Genomic DNA, 25,173 nt, shown 5'->3' on the forward strand with positions numbered 1-25,173 from the left:
AAGGAGGAAGTAAAGCTTAACTGTGCTGTAAAAACTCAACTTTGGGCAATAACGGGTCAGTTACAATACCCACACCCCTAAAACCCCAGCGTTTGAGCAAGTTTCCTAACTGTGTACGCGCAATAGATTCCACAGAAAAGCGATTGGCTACGTCTGCTGCATGGGTGTTGAGATAGCTAAGGGCATCAAAGTTTTCCTGAAACAGCAATAAATAACCTGATGTTTCGGTATCAGGACGAGCTATGAGATAATTACCGTCAGTTTTTGAGCGCACTAAGTAATAGACTTCGGACAGCATGGAAATAAGGATGGGGAGAGTGGGGCAGTAGGGGAGGCAGGGGGCAGGGGGCAGGGGGAGAGAGTAACTAATGACTAATGACTAATGACTAATGACTAATGACTAATGACTAATGACTAATGACTAATTCAAATTTTCTAGGCGAATGCGAGGATCGGCGGCTTTTAACATTAAATCGGCGATTAAATTACCAGCAATCAGCAAGACTGCGCCCATTACCAAGCTTGCCATTAACAAATATAAATCTTGAGCTTGTAAAGCCTGTAGAGTCAACCTCCCTAAACCGGGCCAGTTGAAGAAGAATTCGGCAATAAAAGCACCGTTTAATAAACCAGCTAATTCAAAACCCAATAAGGTAATCAAGGGATTTATCGCATTGCGGAGTGCATGAACGTAGATAACGCGGTTTTCTGGCAGTCCTTTGGCACGAGCCGTTTGGATGTAATCTTGACGCAGAACATCCAATAATTCGCCGCGAGTGATGCGTTGTAAACCAGCAAAACTAGTAATTGAGAGGGCGATGGTGGGTAAAATCATGTGCCAGCCGATATCTAAGATTCTGCCAAACCACGACAGTTCCGAGTGATTGATGCTAGTCATGCTACCCACTGGGAAGAAGGGCGAGGTGATTTGGGCTAAAACCAGCAGCGCTAAGGCAGTGATGAAACTGGGAAAGCCTTGTCCGGCGTAGCTAATTACTTGTAAAACCCGGTCTGCTAGCTTATTTTGGTTAACAGCAGCAAAGATCCCTAAAGGGATGGCGATCGCCCATGTGACAATTAAAGATGCGATCGCTAATAGTAAAGTCGCTGGTACTCGTTCCCACAACAGCGATGCTACTGAACGTTGATAAATAAAACTCGTGCCAAAATCCCCCTTTGTCAAGATTCGCCATAGCCATAGCCAAAATTGCTCTGGCCAAGACTTATCTAGACCAAACTGCCGCTTGATTTCTTCAATTCTTTCTGGCGATATCTTCGGGTTTTGCCGCAGCGTATCTACATAATCTCCTGGAGCGAGTTGAATAATGAAAAACGACAACGCCGACGCCAACAACAAAGTTAGTAGTGCCTGCAATATCCGCTTTACCACATAAACAAAAGTTTCGCTCGTGACTAGCGTTATTAGCCAATCCCGACCTGTCTCCAAGGAAATTCTCGTAGATGTCATTTGTCCTTTGTCCTTTGTCCTTTGTCATCTGTCATTGGTCATTTGTCATTTGTCCTTTGTTAATGACCAATGACAAATAACTAATATTCAATTAGAGAGATAATCGGCACGTCCGGCAGATATTTACGCCCTTCTAAATCCCGTAGCTCGATAATAAACCCAAATCCTACTAGTTCGCAGCCAATCTTCTGCACTAACTTTGCTGTTGCACTCGCAGTTCCACCCGTGGCAATCAAATCGTCCACAATTAATACTCGGCTACCTTGGTGTAAACCGTCTTGATGCACTTCTAGGCAGTCCATACCATACTCTAGTTCATATTCAATTGAATGAACGGCTGCTGGTAACTTACCTTTTTTGCGGACGGGAATAAAACCAGTTCCTAATTTATAAGCCAGAGGTGAACCAAAAATAAATCCCCTCGACTCTATACCAATGACATAATCCGCCGTTATGCCAGATTCATTGCATTTTTGTGCTAGAAAGTCAATAGTGTAGCGCAGTCCCTCTGGATCGCGCAGCAGGGTAGTAATATCCCGAAATAAAATTCCGGGTTTAGGGAAATCTGGGATGTCACGAACGAGAGACTTCAAATCCATAAAATGGGGAGTGGGGAGTGGGGAGTGGGGAATGGGAGATGAGGGAGAAGAATTAATAATCAATGCCCAATACTTCGACTTACCTCGGCTTACTTCGACTACGCTCAGTACAAGTCGCTCGGCACAAGTCGCGGTTCCTGAGCGTAGTCGAAGGGCAGTACAAGTGCCCAATGCCAAATTTCAGATACCTGAAAAATCGTACACTATAATGTCATACGCTGGGGGTCGAGGCTGAAGCTTCGCCCTTTATTGACGATAATTAGAATCTAAATCAAGCTAGAAGAGGTATTGCACTAAATAAATGAGGTGAATTAACTTATGTTTTAAAATTTTGATTTCAATATAAGGAAAACTTTGAGTAGAAAGAGTTAAGTAATGTATATATCAGGTAGTCATGCTACTGCTACAAGTCTAATGCTCAAGTCTTGGCTACCGATCTTAAATTTGTTTTATCTAGTCTGTTGGAACCGCACAAGGTATTTATAGAATGAATGTCTCAGCAAGTTTAACGCCGTTCAACAGTCCAACTCAAGATTCACTGCCGATGGTTTTGGACACTTTGCCAGATCCTGCGATCGCTTCCAAAACGTGTCCTCGCAGAACCAGGCTGCAAATTGACCTGATTTTACTGGCAATTGAAGCTTTAGAGCTTGGTGGTTCGGAAGCAATCCTGACTTTTGCTCAAGAGTTGGATCTAAAAGGAATTGTTAAAGACAGGGTAAATTTATGGCGGATGCGTAGCTCTAATCCGCTACGGAGAGCGCACATGCGCCGTCCCTTAAGTATCATGGAAGCAAAAGCTCTGGTGGTCATTGCTTGCTACATAGCACGGCGTTTAACTGTTGTGATTCGCCAGTTACTAATGATATGTCAGCAAATGGAAGAAAAGCAGATTCCATTAGAACAGAATTTGCGCCTATCTAATTACCTAGAGCGGTTTAGAGCGCATTTTAAGAGCCGGATGAATGCTCGACGTTCTGGTGTCCTGGCATTAACTTCTGATGCAAAATTAGATGAGCTAGCTATAAATTTGTTAGGACAATTACTATTTTGTACTGGTACAGCTGGAATGCAGCGATTCTGGATTAGTCTTTTTGACGGTGAAGTGGAATGAATATTCAACGTAAGTACAGTTTGCCTAATTGTACACTGCTTTTAGAAGGGTTAAGCGATCTCAGTAGGGCTGCACATTTCCAGGAAATGCGCCCGGAATTATCAATATTGGTAAATGCAGAATGTTATTTATCTGGTTACAACCAACCCCTAACGGGAGGGCGGGAATTTTTTGAAAGTTTGGTGAGGGCTGTTAGTGGCTATGCCCAAGAATTTTTAAGTAGTGTACCCAATCCGCAAGCACATAACCACGAATCGGAGCTTGTAGAGTTTCGGAAAATTGACAGCAACCGACATAGGTTAATTATACATTCAGAAGGCGCTCCAGAGGGGTTCGATCACTCTAACAATTCCAAACATCCGCCTATTGAAATAGATTTGAATACAGTACAGTTGTTTGATTTAGTGGAAGCAGTGGATCAGTTTTTTGCTGATACCCAAACTTTACCTGAACTTTCCTTAGAACTACAACCAGTTACTAGACGCTATGGCGGTGCTAGTCAGGCTGTGATTAGGCAGGCTGTTCCTGCTGCTGTGGGTGTGTCAAGTTTAGCAGTAGCAGCGATCGCCTTTAACTTGATTCCACCTCCCCAAATGCGTCCACCGCAGCCTAAACCAAATGAGCAAACTAGCTCTACAACAAACAATATCACTACTCCAGCATCAGCTGCTGCAACACCCACAGCAACATCCACAGCTAATACAAAGCCCGCAGTTAAAGATTTAGAAGCACTTTTAAATACAGTTCCAGAAATTACTGATCCATCGCAGTTGCGTGCATTGAATCGTCAAGTTTACAACCAAGTTCATCCAGCTTGGACTAATCGCTCAGGATTGCAACAGGATTTGATCTATCGTCTGGGTGTAGCTGCGGATGGAGCGATCGTTGGTTATAAAGCGGTGAATAAAGAGGCAAATGTAGGAGTGGGGCAAACTCCTCTGCCTAACGTACTTTACAATCCAGCTAGGCGCCCTTCCATTTCTAATGAACCGATCGCCCAATTCCGAGTAGTATTTACTACAAAAGGTGTGCTAGAAGTTAGTCCTTGGCGGGGATATGCTAGGACGCCAGAGGTAGTAGGTACAAAAATTACTGACTCTAATATAGTCAAAGGTTTAAACCAAAAGCTTTATAGTACAGTTCGGCAAACTTGGAGTGGCACTCCCACCTTTACGCGAGATTTGAAATATCGGGTAGCAGTCAACAAAGATGGTGTAATTGCTGACTATGAACCACTCAACCAAGTCGCCTTTGACTATTTCCGCGAAACACCCCTTCCCAAGATGTTCAACGCTGTCTACGGTTCCAATGTAGCAGCTCCCAACAATAAAGAACCTCTCGCCCACTTCCAAGTGATATTTAAGCCTAGCGGCACGATGGAAGTTACTCCTTGGCAGGGATATCAATAATAATTCGTAATTCGTAATTCGTAATTCGTAATTCGTAATTTTTAACTATGAAATTACAAATTACGAATTTACTTTGTAATCCGCCGCATATAATTTCCCCACAACTGAGCTGCTTGAGCGCTGCTACCAGATGTAGGGGAATTATTGTCGTTTCCTAGCCAGACACCAGTTACAAGCCGCCGACTGGGGATAAAACCTATGAACCATAAGTCAACGTTTTTATCAGTTGTGCCTGTTTTGCCAGCTTCCCCCAGTCCAATGGCAGCACTACGACCGGTACCTCTTGTGACTACGCCGCGCATCAAACTAGTCATCTCATCGGCTACACCGTTTGGCAGCACTCGTTTGTTGGCATCCGGATCTTGGTCGAAGGAGTAGATTACACGGCAGGTTTTGATATCATTGCGATCGCGGCAATCACCACTGTCTAAAATTCGGTTAATCGCATGGGGAGGATTCCGTATACCACCATTACTAATAGCGCCAAAAGCACCAGTCATTTCCAAAACATTGACTACACTTTGACCTAGTACCAAGCCAGGAACTGGATCAAGGGTTGACTTTATTCCCAAATTCTGTGCCATTGCCACGACTTTATTCAGCCCGATTTCTCTGGCAACTCGTAAAGCGATGGGATTTTCTGAAAGAGCCAGCCCCGTGGCAATATCTAAACTAGCGCCAGCACCAGCACGACAGGGTTTATAAGTAAAGCCTTGCCAAGTTAAAGGAGCGCAAGAATAACTTTTTGATCCTGAAATTCCCTGTTGAATAGCAGCGGTGTAAGCAAAGATTTTGAAGGTGGAACCTGGTTGTCTTTTGGCTTGAACAGCACGATTAAACTGACTTTTTCTGTAATCAGTCCCGCCCACCATTGCCAGGATACTGCCTGTACTAGAGTCAAGAGTGACTACCGCCCCTTGAGAAAAATTAAAATTTCTACCAGCGTTGTTCACTGAATTATTCAATGCTGCTTCTGCTTGACTCTGTATCGCTGGATCAAGCTTGGTTTCAATGATATAATTTCCTTCTCTTGCGGCTCCTTCCCCCAGGATTGATTCAAGTTCGGAGAAGACATAACTGTAAAAATAAGGAGCGATCGTCTTGGCTTGCTGTTCACACACTTTAGGACTAACTTGGACAGTGGAGCGTCTAGCTCGGTTCGCATCCTCAGCTTTAATTTTGCCCATCTCCAGCAACCGCTTAATCACGCGATTCCGGTATTCAGCTGCTTCTAGCTTATTTGGCCCATCCCCACAAAAATCGAAAGCGTTAGGAGCAGGTAAAATTCCTACCAATGTTGCTGCTTCTGTCAAAGTTAATTCTTTAGCCGACTTCTCAAAGTAATACTGGGATGCATCCTCAAAGCCAGAGGTATCTCCCCCTAAAAATACCCGATTTAAGTACATCAGCAAAATATCATCTTTGCTGTAAAATGTTTCGAGCTTCAGGGCGACAACTGCTTCTCGCAATTTACGTCCAAGGGTATCTTGTCTGCCTACATACTCGCGGAACAAACTGCGGGCAACTTGCTGGGTAACAGTGCTGGCTCCTTGCTGCACATCTCCGCTGCGGCTATTGATCAACACGGCTCGTAAAATCCCCACAGGGTCAACCCCAAAGTGCCAGTAATAACGACTATCCTCTGAAGCCACCACCGCAGCAGGCAAATAAGGGCCAAATTCCTCTAAACGCTTCATGTCTACATGAGAGGTAGTCCGAGGCTCTCGCAGAGGAGTGGCTCCATCACGGGCGTAAACAACTACTGGGGCGCGTGTAGCTGTAGGTAGGGGTTTAACTTGAAATTTTAGCCATTCGACACCAATTACTAACGCTAACAGGGCACTAGTACCACCGACGCCATAAGCTGTCCAACTTGCAGCTTTCACATACCAGGCTGGTGGATCGACGTATTGCAACCGCACAGAAGCGGCGAGTTCTGGGGGGCCTAGAGTCAGAATATCGCCGTGACGCAGTTCTAGGGAATTGACACGACGCTTGCCCCGATAAATGCCATTGGTGGAGTTTTCGTCTTTGATAACGAAAACTGGTGTGCGTTGAGTAGAATTCCGCGATAGCGACAGGTGAATTTGGCTGACAACAGGGTTACGGATGACGATATCGCTGGATTTGGAGCTACGACCTAGAATATAGCGATCGCCCAACAGTGGATATACCTCTGCCTTATCCGCCCCCGCATCCTGCACCCAGAGTTCCGGTACTTTGGCATTAGGCTTGAGTGCCAATTTAGAAAAATCGACCCTAGCTTGGATAGTATGTACCGCTTGAGTCAGTTGACCAAGTAAAGTTTGTGGCTTTTGAGGGGGTTGGGGAGAACTCATCGGCTATTCACATCACACTTTTTAGTGAAGAATCGGGCGAATTACAATCAATTTAGATGTTAGTCTTTCATCATTTTACTCATAAGCCAAAGCATAAATTGTCTATACGGAATTTTTTGACCTAATTTATACTTCAATTGAGCCTATTACCAAAAACTATTTGTAATTTTTGTAACTTATCTACAGGAACACAAATTTTCTCTCCATTCTCAAAGGCTTATTGAGTCTAATATTACTAGTTATATAACTACAACCATAGTTTTAAAGTTGTATTTTTAAACACTAGTTATTTATAGACAACAGATTTAATTTTTACCAATTTTACATATCCACATATTCTGAAACAAACCTAAATATATTCATTTAGGAAGATTTTCTAAATCCTATTGTCTGTTTTAATGGGCCGAGTGTTCCGTTGAGGTTAATTACAGAATGATGGGAAAATCTCTGAGTCTGATTGGTGCAGCTTTATCTTTAGCATTCACCGCTAACATTGCTGTAGCTGAATCTAGTAAATCCTCCATAGCCCAATCCAGTACCAACTCAACTAGTGCACCAACGGAAATTAAAATGTCGCCAGAAGGGATGAAAATTCTGTGCGAGAATTTTCCGCTCAACTCCCGCTGTCCGGGCGGCACAGCACTCACCCCTAGCGTTCCTGGTAGCACTACAGCACCAGCAGAAAGCACTCCAGATAGCACAACTGCACCAGATAGCATAACTGCACCTGGATCTGGATCTGCCACTCCCGAAAGCACTCCAGCACCAGGAACCACCGTTACTCCATCTGATCCTACCGCTCCTAGCTTAACTCCACCAGCACCAGGAACCGTTGCTCCATCTGATCCTGGCGCTCCTAGCAACTTAACTCCACCAGCACCAGGAACCGTTACTCCATCTGATCCTGGCGCTCCTAGCAACTTAACTCCACCAGCACCAGGAACCGTTACTCCATCTGATCCTGCCGTTCCTGGCAGCATTACCGTACCAGGAAACCCAACTACACCTGAGTCTGGTACTACTGACAGCAATCCCGAACCAAGTACTGGTTCTCCCAATAATACTCCAGGCTCTAGTTCGCCAACTCCTAGTCGATAATTAAATTAAAAGCTGAGGCATAATAATCTGAATACTAGTTTGCCATCAGCGATCGCCAGTGCATCTTGACCTCTTACACCAGTTATGCAAACTGGTGTAAGATCAAAAACTCAAAATTGCCAGAACCAATAGATCAAGTCTTTGCATATACTACTGAGCAAGGGTTGAGTAACCAATAGCCTGGGATTAATCATCCCAGGCTTAATAGTTTAATGCGACCTGTCAGTTGAAGTCGGTGTTTTTTGCAAGGAAGCAATTAACAGGCAAACAATACCGATACTAATAAATGAATCTGCCACATTAAATACAGCAAAGTTAATCAGGCGAAAATCAAGAAAATCAACGACGTAGCCTAAAACAAAGCGATCGATACCGTTGCCCATAGCTCCACCTAAAATCAAGCCATAGCCCAACTGATCCCACAAATTTAACGTTGGGCTAAACAAGGCCAACGCTATCAATACTAAACTCACTCCTAAAGATAACCAGCGCAACCACTCTACTTTCCCACTTAACAGACTAAAAGCGGCACCAGTATTAGTGACATAGGTGAAGTGAAATATTCCAGGTAAGAGTGGTAGTGTTTGCCCCAAGCTAAAGGTTTGCACCACCCAGTATTTTGTTATTTGATCTAAGAAAAAAGCTATGAAGGCAGCTATCCAGAAAAGGCGATTTTTTAAACGCATGAAACTAGGGGCTAAGATTAGGGACTAGGGACTAAGAACTAAGGATTAGAAGAATTTTAAATTTCTAGCCCCTAGCCTCTAGCCCCTTCATGACTAATAAAACATTAAGTGACGCAATACATATGCTATTACAGTAACGGCACAGACCACACTTAGTTGCCCTGGTAATGCAAACCAGGAGTATCTAAGGATTGCTTGCATCAAGGGTAGGTTTTCTGTGCCTTTCCACTGGAAAATATAGCTAATAATCAAATAAGTAATACCGCATAGGTGGAGAGTTAACAAGCCACAGACGCAACTAAAGGCGAGAGTTTCTAGTCGAGGTCTAGCTTTAAAAGCGAACAAGCCACAAATCCAAGCTCCAGGAATAAAGCCTAGTAGATAGCCAAACTTAGATAACTTAAAATAACCAATACCGCCGCCATCGGCAAATACGGGTAATAAGGTCAACCCCATGACTAAATAGGCAATTTGTGAGAGCGCACCAGCATTTTTGCCCCCTAAACAACCCACCAACAATACTGCGCCAACTTGAAAAGTGACACCTAATGAAATTGTCTGAATTCCGTGCTTACTCCAACTCCAAGGTAAGGTGATGCCATAAGCGTCTAGGAAGGTGCCACCCATTGTCAGGAGTAAGCCAATCATGGACCATAGTAATTGATTGGAAGCAGCAAACATTTATCAGTCAACCAGGGAAAGGCAAAAGGAAAAACCAACAGCTACTAGTACCGCAAGGCGGAAGTCACGCATTCACGCATTCACGCATAATTGTATTTCAGGCTTTTGCGCCATTTCAAATGGTATGTTTATTTCCGCGCCTGCTGTACTAGTATATTCATTAGTGTTAAAATGAGATTTGTGCTGACACCTCTAAGAATTAGCATATTTTTTTTGCCTTTTTGGTATGTAACTTTTCAGTTCTGAAATTATGGCTTAGGTGTCTATAGCTGTAATTTTATTGACTGAAGCGTAGTCTGATTATAGTATTTAACCTAATATGTTAATATTAGTAAAATATAGTATTTAAACTAAATTTTTAGAAATTTCTAGACTCAATGCCAACTTTTGGTACAAAGTGGTAAAGATAGTCCTTAATTCACTATTTTTTAGCGATCGCTCCCCCTACTCTCCATAAAATAGGCAATTTATGGTTTTTCTTCTGCATTCTCTAAACAATAAGTTCACTGTCTAAACTTAGATTGTTTAGTTATGACCTTAAGTCTGCTTAGACCTATAAGCAGCAAGAACGTTTCATAGGTTCCCAAACTTATTAATTTTTAAATACCACCACATTTTGTGACTTTTTACATATTTTTTATCACTTGACAAATAAAGTTACACTAATAATTGAGTTTTGTAAATATCTGTAACCAATTTACTGTGGTACTATTTCTAATATGTGAGTAAGGCAGCAGTATAAATTTTATCAAGTAAAAGTAGAAACGAGTGTTTGTTCTTCATCAAAAAAAAACAAGCATTTTTTGCTTTGTTAACCTATCCTTTACCTTAACCTTCATCCTTTAGGGGTATCCTGAGAAGCGCTCACCTGAAAAGTTACCCAAACATTGATAGCGATGCCCTCACCTCTTAGTGTAACAAAAATCCATCGCCTCACAGCTTCAGTTTCAGTGTTAGCACTGACAATCAGCCTAGCTGCATGTGGCGGACAGCAAAACCCAGATAATACAGCCACCAAGGATACTCCTTCTGGCACTGCTACAGATACCACAGCCTCCAGCACAACCAAATTAGATTTGGGTGGAAATCTCAAGTTAAGCGGAGCTGGTGCGTCTTTCCCAGCACCACTGTATGATACATGGTTTACGGATCTAAACAAAAAATATCCAAACCTGCAAGTTGACTATGCCTCAGTTGGTAGTGGTGCTGGAGTTGAGCAATTTATCAAAGGGACTGTAGACTTTGGTGCCAGCGATGTTGCTATGAAAGATGAAGAAATCCAGAAAGTGCCAGCCGATAAGGGTGTTATTTTACTGCCTGTAACTGCTGGTAGCATCGTGCTAGCTTATAACTTGCCAGATGTTGCAGAACTAAAGCTACCACGAGCCGTTTACGCCGATATTCTACTAGGCAAAATCACGTCTTGGGATGATCCCCAAATTGCCAAGGCTAACCCAGGTGTAAAGCTTCCTAAAGAGGCAATCACAGTTGTTTATCGCTCTGATGGTAGCGGAACAACAGGTGTGTTTACAAAACACCTCAGCGCTATTAGTCCAGAGTGGAAGACTAAAGTTGGTGAAGGCAAAACTGTGAATTGGCCTAAGGGAGTTGGTGCTAAAGGGAATGAGGGTGTTACCGCCCAAATCCAACAAACACAAGGTTCTATTGGTTATGTCGAGTACGGCTATGCCAAACAAAATAGTCTCAAGTTTGCTGCTTTAGAAAACAAAGGCGGTCAGTTTATTGTACCTACTGAGGAGTCAGCCTCTAAAACTCTGGCATCAGTGACTCTACCCCCTGATCTCCGCGTCTTCATTTCCGATCCCGAAGGCGCTGATTCCTATCCTATCGTCACTTACACCTGGATTTTGGCTTACAAGAAATATCCCGATGCGGCAAAAGCTAAGGCAGTTGAAGCTGCGATCGAATACGCCTTAACTGAGGGTCAAAAGCAGGCTACTGCACTAGGGTATGTTCCTCTACCCCAAAACGTCATTACAAAGGTGGCTGCTGCTGCCGATCAAATCAGTCCAGAGTATAAAATCGCTGTTGGTAGTGGTACTAGTGCTAGCAAGTAGCTACAGTCAAGACATGAGGCATTCCTAGAGAATAATTTTTAGGCTGCTTACTTAGACTATAGCCATTTGTAATTTGGAACTCTGGGTTACCAGTGTCTCAGTTTTAAAAGACGATGAGGCAACAAATTTGTTGATATGGTTGCCTCCCATATCTTCCTCTGATTTAATTGTGAAAGTCGGTAGTCATGACTACAAATTCTCAAAACCTTTCATCAGCGACAAAAAATCGCTCTGATGTAGAAAAGTCCCTAGATCAGGGTTTCATTTGGCTTACTAAAATTTTCGCCTTTGGGGTTGCTGCCGCTTTATTATGGATCGGCTTACAGGTTGCAATTGCTTCTGGGCCTGCCATCCAAAAGTTTGGTGCTAGCTTTTTAGCTAACACCATTTGGAACCCAGTTAATGATACCTACGGGGTGCTACCTCAAATTTATGGAACTCTCTTGAGTTCTTTTATCGGTTTACTGATAGCTGTACCGATTGGAGTTGGTACTGCTATTGTACTAAGCGAGGATTTTTTACCCGCCAAAGTGAAGTTGGTACTGGTTTTTGCAGTAGAACTGCTCGCAGCTATTCCCAGCGTTGTCTACGGCGTATGGGGTATTTTTGTTTTAGTGCCTATCTTAACTAATTTGGGAAAATGGCTCAATAGTTACTTTGGCTGGATACCATTTTTTAGCACCTCCCCTACAGGCCCAGGAATGTTACCGGCAGGAGTCATATTAGCAATTATGACTTTGCCCATCATCACAGCTCTATCACGCGATGCCTTGATTTCTATACCCTCCAGTTTGCGCCAAGCCGCCGTAGGACTAGGAGCAACCCGATGGGAAACTATCTTACAAATTCTGATTCCAGCAGCCTTTTCGGGGATAGTTAGCGCTGTGATGTTGGCACTCGGTCGGGCAATGGGAGAAACAATGGCTGTAACAATGTTGATTGGTAATTCCAACAACATTAGTATCTCACTGTTAGCACCAGGCAATACGATTTCTTCTCTACTGGCGAATCAATTTTCAGAAGCTAGTGGTTTGCAAGTTTCGGCTTTAATGTACGCTGCTTTAGTTCTATTCTTCTTGACTTTGGTAGTTAATATCATGGCCGAGTTTATCGTTTTGAGAGTCAAGCGACTGTAGCTTAGTTTTGGGTTGAATTATGACTTCTAGTTTTCCAGAGCGCAGTCTAACTCGCGCTCCCATGTCTCAAAGGACACTGTTTAATACAGTAATGACTATAGTCGCATTTATCTGTGGGGTATTGGCACTTGTGCCTTTGCTAGCAGTACTTTCTTACGTCATTATTCAAGGCTTTAGCAGTTTGACTCCCAGCATCTTTTTTGAACTGCCACCTAAAGCTTTACAACAGGGAGGAGGCTTTGGTAATGCAATCTTAGGCACACTATTAATGGTAGGAATTGCTGCGGTGATTAGCATCCCATTTGGTGTTTTGGCGGCGATTTACATCACAGAATTTAGCTCGGCCCAAGTAGCGAGATGGGTACGTTTTGCGGCTAACGTCCTGAGTGGAGTCCCGTCAATTATTGCTGGAGTATTTGCCTATGGCATTGTAGTTTTGACACTGGTAAAGTTAAACTTAGGATCATACTCTGCTCTCGGTGGAGGGTTTGCACTGGCAATTTTGATGTTGCCAATTATTGTCCGAACCACTGATGAAGCCTTGCAGTTAGTATCGCAAGATTTGCGACAAGCATCTGTAGGGTTAGGAGCAACTAACTTTCAAACAGTAACACAAGTAGTGTTGCCAGCAGCCCTACCTGCAATTGTAACTGGGGCAACGTTAGCGATCGCCAGAGCATCTGGAGAAACCGCACCTTTACTATTTACCGCGCTATTTTCCAACTTTTGGCCTGGTAGCTTATTTGAACCCACAGCTTCCCTTGCTGTTTTGGTTTACAAATATGCTATTTCTCCGTTTAAAAATTGGCAATCACTAGCTTGGGCAGCATCTTTAATTTTGGTATTGATGGTTCTAATCACAAGTATCATCGCTCGCTGGGCAACTCGCAAGAAAGCTTAGTCAAATAGCATCTATATAGCGGATTTGTATCGCTAAAACTAATACTACATTTAATTTATGGCTAACAACATTAGCACAGTCAACGATACTCAAACCGTTTTACGCACCGAAAACCTCAACGTTTACTACGGCAAATTTTTAGCCTTGCAGAATATTTGGCTAGATATACCAAAAAATCAGGTTACAGCCTTTATCGGCCCTTCTGGTTGTGGTAAAAGTACCTTGTTGCGATGCTATAACCGCCTCAATGACCTGATTGAGTCATTTCGGGCAGAAGGGAAAATACTTTTTTACGATAAAAACTTGTATGCATCCGACATTGATCCTGTAGAAGTGCGTCGTCGGATTGGAATGGTGTTTCAAAGACCAAACCCGTTTCCAAAATCAATTTATGACAATATTACTTTTGGAGCCAAAATCAACGGCTACAAAGGTAATATGGATGAATTAGTAGAACGGAGTTTGCGACAAGCAGCTTTGTGGGATGAAGTCAAAGATAAATTGCGACAAAGCGGTTCGTCTTTATCTGGTGGACAACAACAGAGGTTATGTATTGCTCGTGCGATCGCAGTCCAACCTGAAATTATATTAATGGATGAACCTTGCTCTGCCCTTGACCCTATTTCCACGTTGCGGGTTGAAGAACTAATTCACCAGCTTAAAGAGCAATATACCATCGTTATCGTCACCCATAATATGCAGCAAGCAGCGCGGGTTTCTGATAAAACAGCCTTTTTTAACGTTCGGACTACAGAGAGCGGAGGTCGTAACGGCTACATGGTAGAGTACGACGCCACAGAATTAATTTTCAACAATCCTCAGCAGCAAGATACCAGAGATTACGTTAGCGGTAGATTTGGATAAGTAGATAAATACACATTGTTGATGTTAGAACAATGAGGGATACTCGGAAATTAAAGCTGGGCGATATTCCTCTAGTTTTTTATTTGTTTGCCAAGGTTAGCGTAGGCGTAGCCCGCCGCAGGCATCGCTTGATCAATTATGGTTGTTTCTTAGTTAAAGAAAAGCAATAATTAACCTATTTAATATTAAGACTTACATTAGACCTCTTGCAAAATTATTTTATGGTAAATTAGAGAGTTTTGTAGTTTGAATCAGTCTACCTATGCGATACGAGCAAACAAAAAAGTTATCGAATCGAGAGTTCAAACGTCTGGTTGGGGTACAAAGACGCACCTTTGATGAAATAGTCAAAATATTGGAAGATGCAGCTAGTCTTAAGCAAACACGGGGTTATCCAAACAAATTGGGATTGGAAGACCAAGCCTTAGTTTGCTTACAGTATTGGCGAGAATATAGAACTTACTTCCATATTGCTGGTGACTGGCAAGTATCTTAAATCTTCGGTTTGTCGTATTGTTCATTGGGTTGAAAGCACACTAATCGTTTCTGGGAAGTTTCGTTTGGGAGGAAAAAAGTCCTTGTTGACCTGATCACAGAAACCGAAAACGGAAGGGAAGGATGTAACGGAGAGTCCAATTGAACGTCCTAAACACGGACAAAAACGCTTTTATAGTGGGAAACAAAAACGACATACGCTCAAATCCCAATTAATAATTGACCAGGAAACCCAAGAAATTCGTTGTGTTGTCAACGGTTATGGTCGCCAGCATGACTACAAGCTATTTGTAGACAGTAAGGTGCTTTTTCACGCTCTAACAGAAAGCCTAGAAGATAGTGGCTACCAAGGAATTTCCAAGTTACATTCTAATAGTCGTTTGCCGAGCGAAAAAACCCAGAGGAGGGAAGTTAACTAAGGAACAAAAACAATCCAACCGTAACTTAGCCCGTCGTCGCATCCTGATTGAACATATCAACCGACGTTTAAAAGTTTTTCGGATTTTGAGTCAACGCTACCGTAATCGCCGCAAACGTTTTGGATTGCGCTGTCACTTGATTGCTGGGATTTACAATTACGAACTTCAGAAAACGTCAATTTCTCTTTGATTTACTCAACCCCCTACTTTATCACAAAACTTTTTTGCAAGAGGTCTATTGACTGCATGGGTAAGATACCCACTCAAAAATAGTCCCACACATATCGCAGTACTAGTATTGGCTTGGCTTGCTAGTTATTATCTAGCTGTAGCTTTTGTGATAACTACAGAGCAGGCATTCCATGATTTAAACAGTTATTTTTTAACTGATTATTTTACCAAGCCCAGACTTACTTCTTGCACTAGTAGTCCGTCAAGCCAACAATCCTTGGTAAACCAAATCTTAGAATCTTTCTCTGTGTTCTCTGTGCCTCTGCGGTTCGTTATTTAATCCAAGCATTATTAGCTTCACACAGTACTAGTACACTGTGGCGGAAGTTTGCCTAGCTTGGAAAATGGGATTTTGCCCCTTGCCTTCAAAATATCAGGTGGATTTACACCGTGCTGCACTAGTGCATTTCAGACTTTTTTAAGCGGGCGGCGGGAATCGAACCCGCATTAATAGCTTGGAAGGCTATAGTTTTACCACTAAACTACGCCCGCAAAATTCCAACCCTATAAATTTAACACAGCTTTTGGAAAAATTCAAGCATTTAGCTGGAATTAGCAGGTTGGATGTTGATCCTGACATACAGATTGCTCAATTCTGGTTTTGTGCCATCGTTGTTGTGAGCAGCAATAAAGTTTTCTCTTTTGAAAACTTCGCTGAGGACTTGCTGGTATCTGCTTTTTTCACTTTGCAGTGTTGCTGGTTCTATTTCTAGAACTACAGCCTGTTGAAAATTGCCATTGTTATCAATTATTAAGCTAGCCAAGAGTTGTGCTGGTTCAAGGCCAGAATTCTGCACAAGAAAACTTGAGTCTAATTCTTTTGTGTTGCTTCCCCTATATAAAGCGATAACGTCGGGTAAAGCATCTTGTCGTAATCTTCCTGATTGTATCAAGCTGCTGACTTCATCTCTAAGCAAAGGAGCTACTATTGCTACTGATGCTCCCTGAGTAGGGGTGCGTGAAGTTTCCTTAGTCGGTGGTGCTGGAGTTTCCTGAGTAGGGGTGCGTGGAGTTTCCCTAGTGGGTGTTGCTGGCGTTTCCTGAGTAGAGGTGCGTGGAGTTTCCCTAGTGGGTGTTGCTGGAGTTTCTTGAGTAGGGGTGCGTGGAGTTTCTCTAGTTGGTGTTGCTGGAGTTTTCTGAGCGGAGGTAGGTGGCGTCTCTCTGTTTTCAGCTTCCGAACCTGGTGAATTTGATGGAACACCTGTTGGTAGTAGTGTTCCCTTTCCCAGTTTGATTTCTTGACGGCGGTTCCAAGGTAGATTACTGACTGGAACTGTAGGTGTCGGTGTCGGTGTCGGTATAGATTTCGGTGTAGATTTCGGTGTCGGTGTCGCCGTAGCAACTCTCTGTTGTCTAAAGGGTTGGCTATTAGGTTTATTAGGTTGAGAGGCGTAAGTTTGACTCTTCTGCTGGAGATTATCCGCAGAATTTATTGCGCCAAAATCTTGATTTCTAAGCGTAGTTCGTGCTGTTTGTGATGAACGTGCTGATACAGACTTTTTAGTTGCAGATGCTGGCTTTGGCGAAACTGTTTTGGCTGTTGATTTTGATTTGGGAGCAATGTCTATCAATTCAATGGGAACAGCAGATTGACTTTGTTGGGGAAACCACAGACTAAATGCATTAGATGAGCGCATCAGCCAGAATGCTAGCAAGTGCAGAGACACTGAACCTATAACGACAGAAATCCATAAAGCTGGTGGATCTGTGTGTCGCCTCCAGACTTTGGTTGGAATTGGAGTTTTGTCTGCAACTGATGGTGTCATATTATATAAACTGGATATGATTAGGCAGTATTACTCATTGCTAATGCTTTAAAATACCAGTCTAAATTTTAGCGATTAACCATTACTTCTGGTGTAACAGCAAAAGTCAAAACTGTTTCATCTACTCCTTTAAGTTCTAGCGGACTACCTTTAGTAATTTCTTCTTCCTGCAAATAATCTGCCACGGCAGCAGAAACTAGGATCGTACCGGGAACAGCAGCAGCTTGCAACCTTGCAGCAATATTCACACTTGGGCCAATGGCAGTATAATCAGCCCGTTCAGCACTACCAAACATCCCCACAACAGCAGTACCTTGGTGAATACCGCACCGAAACTGGACGCTAGTAAGTCTGTCACCATCGAATACACCTTGGTTTCGCCAGCGCTGGTTCAACTCAGCCAGTGAGCGGTGCATTGCTCTTGCTGTATTGATTGCACGACGCACTTGTTCATTGGGGGTTAGCTCTTCCGGCGCTCCATATAAAGCTAAGATAGCATCTCCCATAAATTTATCTACAGTGCCGCCATTGCCAAATACAACCTTGGTCATAGCTTCTAAATATTCATTTAGCAATTCTGCGACTCGTCGGGATCTGAGAGTATTTGATAGCTGTGTAAAACCCACGATATCACTAAACAAAACTGTAATTAAGCGTGGTTCTGGGCGCAAATCTAACGTTAAATCTCCGGTTGCGGCTTTTTGTACCAATACAGCCGGTAAAAAGCGCTTTAGCACCGATTCTGTTAGATAAGTATTTAACTCCACAATTCGCCGTTCATTTTCCTTCAATGCCAAAAGATTCCGAACTTCCGCCAAAAGTTCCCGATCATTGAATGGTTTTGCTAAATAAGCATCTGCACCATGTTCTGTACCTTCGATGCGGGTTTCCTCATCAGCTTTTGCTGTCAGCAGAATAATTGGTATTCCTTTCAACTTCTCCTCTTTGCGGATCAGCTGAATCATTTCAAGTCCGCTCACCAAGGGCATCATTAAGTCAGTCACAATCAAGCTGGGTATAATTTCTTTCGCTATACTGTGCCCTTCATAACCGTTACGAGCTGTGCGTACATGATAGCCGTTGCGGCGGAAAATCTCAGATACATAGGTTCGTAAATCCGGGTTGTCATCTACAACTAAAATTGAGTGCTGAGTCTTAAGTGCTGAGTCTTGAGTATCAATACTGGGGGAGAGGTTTATTGTAATATCTTCAATATTGTCTCTTGTTGATACCAGTTCTAAATCAGCCAATTCTACGCTAGCGCGGCTCGTATTCAATTCGGTAGGCGTTTCTAGTACTTGCTGTGTGGGTAAATGAGCATTTCCAGTCACAAGCCATAAACTAAAGGTAGTGCCTTGACCGTAAACTGATTCCACAGTGACTTGACCACCATGTAATTCCACCAATTCTTTAACTAAAGCTAAACCCAAACCACTACCTTCATAGGATCGGTTTGCTGAACCTTCAGCTTGGCGGAAGCGCTCAAAGAGGTGGGGAATTTGTTCTTTAACAATGCCAATTCCACTATCTTGTACTTGCAATATGCAGCGATCGCGCTCAGATTTTAGTCTGACACTAATCGTCCCACCTTCGGGAGTAAACTTCATGGCATTTGACAGGAGATTATAAACCACCTTGTCAAATTTTTCCATGTCCAAGTACACCGGGGAACAGTCATCTAACTGGGTAACGAGATGCAGTCTCTTTTTCTCACAGTAGGGACGAAAAGATTCCACAATTTGGCTGACAAATTCCACTAAATCGCAGGGATGGAAGCTAGGCTGCATTCTCCCCGCATTCAGGCGTTGTAAATCTAGGAGTTGATTTACCAGTCGCAGTAGGCGGCGGGAGTTACGCAGGGCGATCGCACTTTGGGAGTAAGATAATCCTTCACCAGCCGCCACCGCCGACTCTAAAGGCCCTTGAATCAAGGTGATGGGTGTGCGAAACTCATGGGAAATATTTTGGAAAAATTCGGTTTTTTGTTTATCTAATTCCAGTAAGCGTTCAGCTTGTTGGCGAGTTTTTTGATATAAGTATGACTGCTGCACAGCGATCGCTGCTTGAGCTGCTACTGCTTTCGCCAAATTAATATCAGATGACAGCCATTGGCGTACTTTTTTACCTTCATGCAGCGTAATACTACCGATACATTTACCATCAGCTAATAATGGTACAAACATTAGCGATCGCGCTGGCATTTTTAACGGCAAATCAAAACCCTGCACATCTGAGGGAGAATGGCTCACATTACCAATTACCACAGGTTCATGAGTCTGTAGCATTTGTTGGAGGATTGGATTCTCCTGTATAGATGCTTGAGAATAGGGTAATCTCGGAGGCAATAGGTTATTCTTGCTACTTGGATTATCGTCTGGGGCTGGCGATGCCTGGGTTGGGCTGTGCCTATGCAAATTTTCCGAATGTTGAAAACTGTCATACAACGCTACACACTCGACAAACTCATCTTCCTCTGTCCACAAAGACAGGACACAGCCATCGACTTGTAAAGCTTGTCCCAGTTGTTGAGTAATAGCCGCAAAGATATCTTGGGGGTCTAGACTAGAGCGAATAGCGCTAGTAATCGTATTGATTAGGGCTTCTCGCTTGGCAAGGGCACGTACTTGTTCGTAAGCATAAGCTTGAGACAAAGCTAAAGCTGCCTGATCCGCCACCATCAACACTAGCTGCACCTCATCATCCCCCCAAAAGCGAGGTAGAGAACACTGATGCAGCGCCAGCACTGCCATCAGTTCTTGTTGGCAGATCAATGGCACAACTAAACTAGAGCAAATGTTAGCAGCAGCAAAAGCTTCCTCACGTTGGCGCAGTTCGGGAGTATTACCGTGAATGCGCTCATCATCAGTTACATCGTGAATCACTTGGACTTCACGAGTTTCCCACACAGTTTGAGCCAAAAGAGGCAGAGGGGTAGAAGGTGAGAGGGACACAGCAAAAGAACTATTTGCCTGCACCTCTGCTGGTGTCTGTTCCCCTGCTTCTTCAGAAAGAGCCTTCTGATAAATAAATCCTTTATCCGCTAACTGCTCATCTTGAAAGGGACGCAACAGGCAAACATCCACCTCCAACATGTGACCCACTGTATCTACAATTGCCTGCAAAATTTGGCGATAGTCTAAAGCACTGCGAATCGTATTTGTAACGCTATTCAGCAGCGATTCTTGTCGGAGTGTGCGGGTAAGCTCACGGGTGCGGGCTTTGAGGACATTGTGAGTATCCAAAGCTTGGCGTACCACTGCTTTGAGTTCCTCAGCTTCCCACGGTTTGGTTACATATTTAAATACCTTACCAGCATTGATTGCTTCCACCAGGTCTTCGACATCGGTGTAGCCAGTTAAAATAATCCGGATAATATCTGGATATTGAGTTGCTGTCAGGCTCAAAAATTCTGTACCGCTCATCATCGGCATCCGCTGATCGGAGATGATCACTGCGACCTCTCCCTCTTGAGCCAGCAGATCGAGTGCCGCAGGGCCAGAGTTCGCCCTTAGCACCTTATAGTCGCGATAGAAAGTGCGGTAAAGCAAATCAAGGTTGTCTGGTTCATCATCGACAACCAAAATTTTAGGCTTACTGTTTGCTTGGGATTTCATGCACCGCTTTCCTGCTGCAACGGCAGTCGGATAAAGAATAATCTGATCAGGTAAGGATTTTTCTGAGTCAGGTAAGAGCAGAGCATTTCGACCAATAAGGCTGTTTGGCTACATGACTGCTGAGTGTAGGAGCGTTTACGCACAGTAATTCGTCTCAATGGCTTATGCCTATTACCGATTGCGTTGGTGCAGTGTAATTGCTTTCATAATCAGTTTTAGGGTTACAGAGTCGGTGCTTGCTTGCCAAATCTTCCTTCACCTCCTGTGAGCAATGTCTGATACTACATACAGCGCTCATAGCTAGCTGAAAAATCCAGATGAAGCTGCATATTAAGTTTTCCCTTTGCAGCAGTTGTACTAACACTTGCAGGTAAATTTTATTTATGGTAGTCATGGTAGGGTCAGCAATATTAAAACAATAAGATTTAAAGCCAAAGTATACTATTAGACAAATACCTCCTTCTAATTTAGCAATCAGAACTATCATTAAGACAAGTGTAGGGTTAAGAAGTTAGGGATTACGGATCTTGGAGATTCTTCCCCAGTACCTGCACATCCTGTTACTATGACCTAGTAGTAAAGTCCTGTTAGTGTAGCGGCAATTGCATAAGCAAGTTCAGTACTGTAACTAAAGGTGATTTGCAACCAGAGTTTGTCAGTAATGTACTTACTTAACAATTTTGTAAGTAATGTTTACGGACAGGTTATGCTATTTATCTACCCATTCACCTAAACTGTACGACTTTACAGATGTTTTTTTGGTAAACAGACTCATATCTTCTCTATCTAAAGTAAGGGATGCACCTGAACCTACTGAACTTAAGATTGTAGATTGATGAAGCTGTAACTTCTAAGACTCTTCCAAAAATACAGGCTATAAAGCCCCAAACTAAAGTGTGAAACTTTGTATGCTCCAGAAGCTAAACCAAATTAGCAATTTTAGGTCAGTTCAATATCCTGGGCAGATATAAAGTTTTTCTTCAGTTTAAATGGTGTTTGAGGATATTTGAGAAAATTTTCGTTGAATAAAATCAATACTAAACTAGCCTTGAAATATCGGTTTTTTCATCCATACCAGCAACAGCCAATCAATCCAGCTTGCTGCCAATTTCAAATTCGTACAGCTACACCTGCTGATTTGATCGGTGTTTCTCAAATTATTGCTGAAAGCTTTCATTCCCAACAGGGTATGTGGGGATGGGCTTTTCCATTACTACGTCTCGGTATTTACGAAGACTTAAGGCATCGCATGGCATCACCTCCGTCGCGTCATATTTGTTTAGTAGCCTTTGAAGCTACTACTGTTGCGGCTAATAACTTAGTGGGAAGTGTAGAACTGGGTGTACGTTACAGTGATTCGTGGAACCAGGTTGGCATGGGTTTTCCTTACTTATCTAATTTAGCAGTTCACCCACAATACCGTAGACACGGTGTTGCTTCAGGCTTACTGACTAGCTGTGAAAAAGTTTCTCGTGACTGGGGATTTCAAGACTTATATCTCCACGTTTTGGAAAATAATCATCAAGCAAGGCAACTTTATTTTAAGTTGGGATATCGGGTGCATAAAGTCGAATCGAATTGGAATAAATTTTTCCTAAGACGCTCAAGCCAAATGTTATTGCACAAGCATCTGAGTACTGATTCCACTATTTGAATTTTATTTTGGCAGATAATAAGTAAGTTTTGATGTTGTAATTACTTTTGGGAAAATTTCTCACTAATATAATCAATCAAAGCACAAACTAACTTAATTAAAACTAAGCTAGTATTAGCTATAGGACTGATATTTTGTTTTTGAAGTACATGCAAGGTGTGCCAGACGAGAGTATAGCACTGTCTAAAGACTTTGTTACGGACTCCGTCCTAACGCACCCTACATACACTTAGATTTTTGAAAAACTTATCGAACCACTATCTCTACGAGAGGTTTTTGCCAATGCGTAGCGTCTCGTAAAGAAGAAAAGAAGCAAAAAAATTTATGAATCATTTAGGACTGCTATATAGCTTTAAATAATTCTTTTAAACATATTTTGTTTGGACTTTTTAAGGAGCTTATTATTCGTAATATTAATAAATATATAACTTTGGAAAATTTATCTTAAATGATTGATTAAGTTATTAAACTTTGTCTTTTTTGTTTGCTATTAAACAAGTATTTTATAATATTTTATATAGATAAATAAATTAATTATAATGAAAATAGCTGCACAATTGCCCTGAGAAAACTAGCAATAGCTCATAATAACTTTTTAATTAAGATATTCATCTTTATAAAAACTTTAAGAAAACCCTCTCGGAATTGGAAGACAAATCTAGTTATATCTCATAAAATATGATCACTCAATTACTAAACAATGCCTATTTATTACTATCTTAGTAAAATTGGTCAAAAAACTCTTGATAATATAAAGAATTCAAAAACCTGATTTGACATAACAGCTAATTTTGTTTTGAAGTGCATATTACTACCAAATTCGTTGAAATTTTAAAAAATATGGATAGCGAACAGCATCGGCGCTATCAGACCTCTATGGTATCAACTTATTACCCTGAAGCAAGTTTCCTTGATTCTCTTGTCATGCCAGATGGAACTGAGCAATCGCAAGGCTCGGATATCCTTACACGTTTACACAGTGGGGAAGTTTTCATTGTCAATAGTCGTAGACGAAATGGATTAATCCTCTTTAAACGCTATCATGCAGAGTTTGCTGGGCCTGGGGCTGCTGTAGGTGGGGATTACGATTGTGATTGCCAAAGGGCACTGCCCATAGGTAATCTCTCTTTATTAACTCCCGAATCTAATGAAGAACGCCAGAAGGCTTACTTAATTAGACGACAGTGGATTCGATTGATCAAACAAATTACAGAAAACCCAGTGCCTGGGCAGCGAGTTCAAAAAATTCTCGATCAATTTGAACAGTACTTTCCACCAGATATAGTGGCTCTTCTGCCGGATGTAGCTTTTGCTCTTTTGGTAGGTGTGCTGCCACAAACAGTGGGAATAGTACGCCGTTTGGGCAGTGAGGTGAACAGCCGATTTAATTATTGAGCGAATTGCTAAAATTCCAAATTTGCCAAAACAGCTTGTACTCGATTAACGGTGCGGGCATTTTCCTCTATTGTCCCTACAGTAATTCGCAATCCTGGGCTAATGTGTCGCACAACGGTGCCAAGTGTTCTAAGTTTCTGGTGGAAAGTTTTTAACGCAGCATCGGATGAATTAAAGTTATTTGGTTTAAGACGTAGGTAAATAAAGTTAGCAGCGCTTGGGGTAATTTGTAGTTCTGGTTGCTGGGATAAAATTTCGATGAGTTTGGCTCGTTCACTCAAGATTTGGGGAATTGACTCTAGCAAGAGTGTGCGGTTTTGTAAAGCAACTAATGCTGCTGCTATGGAAAAGCTAGGGAGATTGTAAGGTAAGCGAACTTTTTCTAAGATGGCGATCGCTTCGGGATGAGCGACACAATAGCCAACACGGAGAGATGCCAATCTAAAGGCTTTAGAAAAAGTGCGTAATATCACCCAATTGGGGCGTTGTGCTAATTCACCTACTAGGGTATTTTGACTAAATTCAAAGTAAGCTTCATCAATTACTACCAAAATATGCTGACTCAAACTTCTTAACCATGCCAACTCTGCCGCAGTTAAGCTATTGGCAGTCGGTGAATTGGGATGCACTACAAAAACTACGCGAATCGGGGGATTTTGAGTTTCTTCGATCGCAGCCTGTGCAGCCTTTAAGTCAATTTCAAAATTTGTTTCATTTCTACCCACCGCGACTACAGGAATGCCCAAAGTTTGTGCCAAAATCCCGTACATAGAGAAAGTGGGATTAGCAACTAGAATTGAACCTTCTCCTCCTAGACAGGTGGCGATTAATAAAGAACGGATTAGTTCATCTGAACCATTTCCAACAGAAATATTGGCAGCAGTATTAGATAGCGAGATGGCGGACGATTCATTAACGTATTGGGCGATCGCATCTTTAAGTGTCTCATGTCCGCCATCAGGATAACGATTTGTTTCAATTACTTGCTGATATGTCCAGGCTAGCTTCTCTTTTAACTCAGGTGGTAAATCATAAGGGCTTTCATTTGTATCTAGCCGATCAAATTGCACGGGGACAGATTCGGCTATATCGCTGCTGGGGTGAGGTTTGTACGCGGTAAATTGGGCTAAGTCTGACCGGATAAAGGGAAGCATAATTTTAGTCATTGGTCATTAGTCATTAGTCATTAGTCATTAGTCATTGGTCATTGGTAACTAACAAAGGAC

The 25,173-nt window shown here is 42.4% G+C and carries 19 protein-coding genes, 1 tRNA gene and 1 pseudogene; 10 read left to right on the forward strand and 11 right to left on the reverse strand.

Annotated elements, in window-relative coordinates:
* Window positions 1-16: 16 nt before the first annotated feature.
* The 3 genes from LC653_RS04115 to LC653_RS04125 form a co-directional block, all read right to left on the reverse strand.
* Window positions 17-298 (reverse strand): hypothetical protein, encoded by a 282-nt coding sequence (locus LC653_RS04115; protein ID WP_229492738.1) that lies wholly within the window; start codon window positions 296-298, stop codon window positions 17-19.
* 123 nt (window positions 299-421) lie between these two features.
* Window positions 422-1,468, reverse strand: coding sequence for an ABC transporter permease (locus LC653_RS04120; protein ID WP_229492740.1), 1,047 nt, complete (start codon window positions 1,466-1,468; stop codon window positions 422-424).
* A gap of 80 nt (window positions 1,469-1,548) precedes the next feature.
* On the reverse strand, window positions 1,549-2,067 hold the full coding sequence (locus tag LC653_RS04125; RefSeq protein WP_229482798.1) for an adenine phosphoribosyltransferase: 519 nt from the start codon (window positions 2,065-2,067) through the stop codon (window positions 1,549-1,551).
* A gap of 487 nt (window positions 2,068-2,554) precedes the next feature.
* Here LC653_RS04125 and LC653_RS04130 point away from each other — a divergent pair, with 487 nt between their 5' ends.
* Both LC653_RS04130 and LC653_RS04135 read left to right on the forward strand, forming a co-directional pair.
* Entirely contained in the window at window positions 2,555-3,181 is a 627-nt protein-coding gene (locus LC653_RS04130; protein ID WP_229482797.1) for a DUF3038 domain-containing protein, read from the forward strand.
* The gene (locus LC653_RS04135; protein WP_229492742.1) at window positions 3,178-4,590 is read left to right on the forward strand and encodes a DUF4335 domain-containing protein; all 1,413 of its coding nucleotides are present in this window, start codon (window positions 3,178-3,180) and stop codon (window positions 4,588-4,590) included. Before LC653_RS04130 ends, LC653_RS04135 begins: the two co-directional genes overlap by 4 nt.
* Window positions 4,591-4,658: 68 nt before the next feature.
* On the opposite strand, the gene LC653_RS04140 is transcribed toward LC653_RS04135, so the two are convergent.
* From LC653_RS04140 to LC653_RS04155, 4 genes are all read right to left on the reverse strand, one after another.
* Window positions 4,659-6,929, reverse strand: a complete 2,271-nt coding sequence (locus tag LC653_RS04140; RefSeq protein WP_229492744.1) for a transglycosylase domain-containing protein — start codon at window positions 6,927-6,929, stop codon at window positions 4,659-4,661.
* 425 nt (window positions 6,930-7,354) lie between these two features.
* Complete coding sequence (locus LC653_RS04145; RefSeq protein ID WP_229492745.1) at window positions 7,355-7,987, reverse strand: hypothetical protein; 633 nt, start codon at window positions 7,985-7,987, stop codon at window positions 7,355-7,357.
* 249 nt (window positions 7,988-8,236) lie between these two features.
* Window positions 8,237-8,713: a signal peptidase II gene (gene lspA / locus LC653_RS04150; RefSeq protein ID WP_229492747.1), complete on the reverse strand. Its 477-nt coding sequence runs from the start codon at window positions 8,711-8,713 to the stop codon at window positions 8,237-8,239.
* A gap of 93 nt (window positions 8,714-8,806) precedes the next feature.
* Window positions 8,807-9,394 (reverse strand): biotin transporter BioY, encoded by a 588-nt coding sequence (locus LC653_RS04155; protein ID WP_229492748.1) that lies wholly within the window; start codon window positions 9,392-9,394, stop codon window positions 8,807-8,809.
* A gap of 896 nt (window positions 9,395-10,290) precedes the next feature.
* Here LC653_RS04155 and pstS point away from each other — a divergent pair.
* The 6 genes and pseudogenes from pstS (at window position 10,291) to LC653_RS46730 (ending at window position 15,477) form a co-directional block, all read left to right on the forward strand.
* Entirely contained in the window at window positions 10,291-11,472 is a 1,182-nt protein-coding gene (pstS, locus tag LC653_RS04160) for a phosphate ABC transporter substrate-binding protein PstS (protein WP_229492750.1), read from the forward strand.
* 185 nt (window positions 11,473-11,657) lie between these two features.
* Window positions 11,658-12,608 (forward strand): phosphate ABC transporter permease subunit PstC, encoded by a 951-nt coding sequence (gene pstC, locus LC653_RS04165; protein WP_229492752.1) that lies wholly within the window; start codon window positions 11,658-11,660, stop codon window positions 12,606-12,608.
* 19 nt (window positions 12,609-12,627) lie between these two features.
* Window positions 12,628-13,509, forward strand: a complete 882-nt coding sequence (gene pstA / locus LC653_RS04170; protein ID WP_229492753.1) for a phosphate ABC transporter permease PstA — start codon at window positions 12,628-12,630, stop codon at window positions 13,507-13,509.
* Between the two features lie 57 nt (window positions 13,510-13,566).
* Window positions 13,567-14,373, forward strand: coding sequence for a phosphate ABC transporter ATP-binding protein PstB (pstB, locus tag LC653_RS04175; RefSeq protein ID WP_229492755.1), 807 nt, complete (start codon window positions 13,567-13,569; stop codon window positions 14,371-14,373).
* Window positions 14,374-14,635: 262 nt separating this feature from the next.
* Entirely contained in the window at window positions 14,636-14,869 is a 234-nt protein-coding gene (locus tag LC653_RS46725; RefSeq protein WP_308189031.1) for a transposase family protein, read from the forward strand.
* A gap of 139 nt (window positions 14,870-15,008) precedes the next feature.
* Window positions 15,009-15,477: pseudogene (locus tag LC653_RS46730) on the forward strand (transposase family protein).
* A 462-nt stretch (window positions 15,478-15,939) separates the two neighbouring features.
* Here LC653_RS46730 and LC653_RS04185 read toward each other — a convergent pair.
* From LC653_RS04185 to LC653_RS04195, 3 genes are all read right to left on the reverse strand, one after another.
* Window positions 15,940-16,010 (reverse strand) — tRNA-Gly (locus LC653_RS04185).
* Between the two features lie 50 nt (window positions 16,011-16,060).
* Window positions 16,061-17,284: a hypothetical protein gene (locus LC653_RS04190; RefSeq protein WP_229492757.1), complete on the reverse strand. Its 1,224-nt coding sequence runs from the start codon at window positions 17,282-17,284 to the stop codon at window positions 16,061-16,063.
* Between the two features lie 68 nt (window positions 17,285-17,352).
* Window positions 17,353-20,898, reverse strand: coding sequence for a response regulator (locus LC653_RS04195; RefSeq protein ID WP_229492758.1), 3,546 nt, complete (start codon window positions 20,896-20,898; stop codon window positions 17,353-17,355).
* Window positions 20,899-21,919: 1,021 nt separating this feature from the next.
* On the opposite strand from LC653_RS04195, the gene LC653_RS04200 reads away from it, so the two are divergent.
* Window positions 21,920-22,552, forward strand: a complete 633-nt coding sequence (locus LC653_RS04200; RefSeq protein ID WP_229492760.1) for a GNAT family N-acetyltransferase — start codon at window positions 21,920-21,922, stop codon at window positions 22,550-22,552.
* 840 nt (window positions 22,553-23,392) lie between these two features.
* A complete protein-coding gene (locus LC653_RS04205) occupies window positions 23,393-23,947 on the forward strand; it encodes a hypothetical protein (protein WP_229492762.1) in 555 nt (184 codons plus the stop codon).
* 8 nt (window positions 23,948-23,955) lie between these two features.
* Here LC653_RS04205 and LC653_RS04210 read toward each other — a convergent pair whose 3' ends face one another.
* A complete protein-coding gene (locus tag LC653_RS04210) occupies window positions 23,956-25,101 on the reverse strand; it encodes a histidinol-phosphate transaminase (protein ID WP_229492823.1) in 1,146 nt (381 codons plus the stop codon).
* Window positions 25,102-25,173 lie beyond the last annotated feature (72 nt).

The sequence above is a fragment of the Nostoc mirabile CHAB5784 genome, assembly GCF_020829645.1.
In the GTDB taxonomy this organism is placed as follows: domain Bacteria; phylum Cyanobacteriota; class Cyanobacteriia; order Cyanobacteriales; family Nostocaceae; genus Nostoc; species Nostoc mirabile.

What these genes read in the sequence shown, in the direction of transcription:
- LC653_RS04115 (WP_229492738.1), bottom strand. Translation starts at nt 298, where the DNA reads ATGCTGTCCGAAGTCTATTACTTAGTGCGCTCAAAAACTGACGGTAAT.
- LC653_RS04120 (WP_229492740.1), bottom strand. Translation starts at nt 1,468, where the DNA reads ATGACATCTACGAGAATTTCCTTGGAGACAGGTCGGGATTGGCTAATA.
- LC653_RS04125 (WP_229482798.1), bottom strand. Translation starts at nt 2,067, where the DNA reads ATGGATTTGAAGTCTCTCGTTCGTGACATCCCAGATTTCCCTAAACCC.
- LC653_RS04130 (WP_229482797.1), top strand. Translation starts at nt 2,555, where the DNA reads ATGAATGTCTCAGCAAGTTTAACGCCGTTCAACAGTCCAACTCAAGAT.
- LC653_RS04135 (WP_229492742.1), top strand. Translation starts at nt 3,178, where the DNA reads ATGAATATTCAACGTAAGTACAGTTTGCCTAATTGTACACTGCTTTTA.
- LC653_RS04140 (WP_229492744.1), bottom strand. Translation starts at nt 6,929, where the DNA reads ATGAGTTCTCCCCAACCCCCTCAAAAGCCACAAACTTTACTTGGTCAA.
- lspA (WP_229492747.1), bottom strand. Translation starts at nt 8,713, where the DNA reads ATGCGTTTAAAAAATCGCCTTTTCTGGATAGCTGCCTTCATAGCTTTT.
- LC653_RS04155 (WP_229492748.1), bottom strand. Translation starts at nt 9,394, where the DNA reads ATGTTTGCTGCTTCCAATCAATTACTATGGTCCATGATTGGCTTACTC.
- pstS (WP_229492750.1), top strand. Translation starts at nt 10,291, where the DNA reads ATGCCCTCACCTCTTAGTGTAACAAAAATCCATCGCCTCACAGCTTCA.
- pstC (WP_229492752.1), top strand. Translation starts at nt 11,658, where the DNA reads ATGACTACAAATTCTCAAAACCTTTCATCAGCGACAAAAAATCGCTCT.
- pstA (WP_229492753.1), top strand. Translation starts at nt 12,628, where the DNA reads ATGACTTCTAGTTTTCCAGAGCGCAGTCTAACTCGCGCTCCCATGTCT.
- pstB (WP_229492755.1), top strand. Translation starts at nt 13,567, where the DNA reads ATGGCTAACAACATTAGCACAGTCAACGATACTCAAACCGTTTTACGC.
- LC653_RS46725 (WP_308189031.1), top strand. Translation starts at nt 14,636, where the DNA reads ATGCGATACGAGCAAACAAAAAAGTTATCGAATCGAGAGTTCAAACGT.
- LC653_RS04190 (WP_229492757.1), bottom strand. Translation starts at nt 17,284, where the DNA reads ATGACACCATCAGTTGCAGACAAAACTCCAATTCCAACCAAAGTCTGG.
- LC653_RS04195 (WP_229492758.1), bottom strand. Translation starts at nt 20,898, where the DNA reads ATGAAATCCCAAGCAAACAGTAAGCCTAAAATTTTGGTTGTCGATGAT.
- LC653_RS04205 (WP_229492762.1), top strand. Translation starts at nt 23,393, where the DNA reads ATGGATAGCGAACAGCATCGGCGCTATCAGACCTCTATGGTATCAACT.
- LC653_RS04210 (WP_229492823.1), bottom strand. Translation starts at nt 25,101, where the DNA reads ATGCTTCCCTTTATCCGGTCAGACTTAGCCCAATTTACCGCGTACAAA.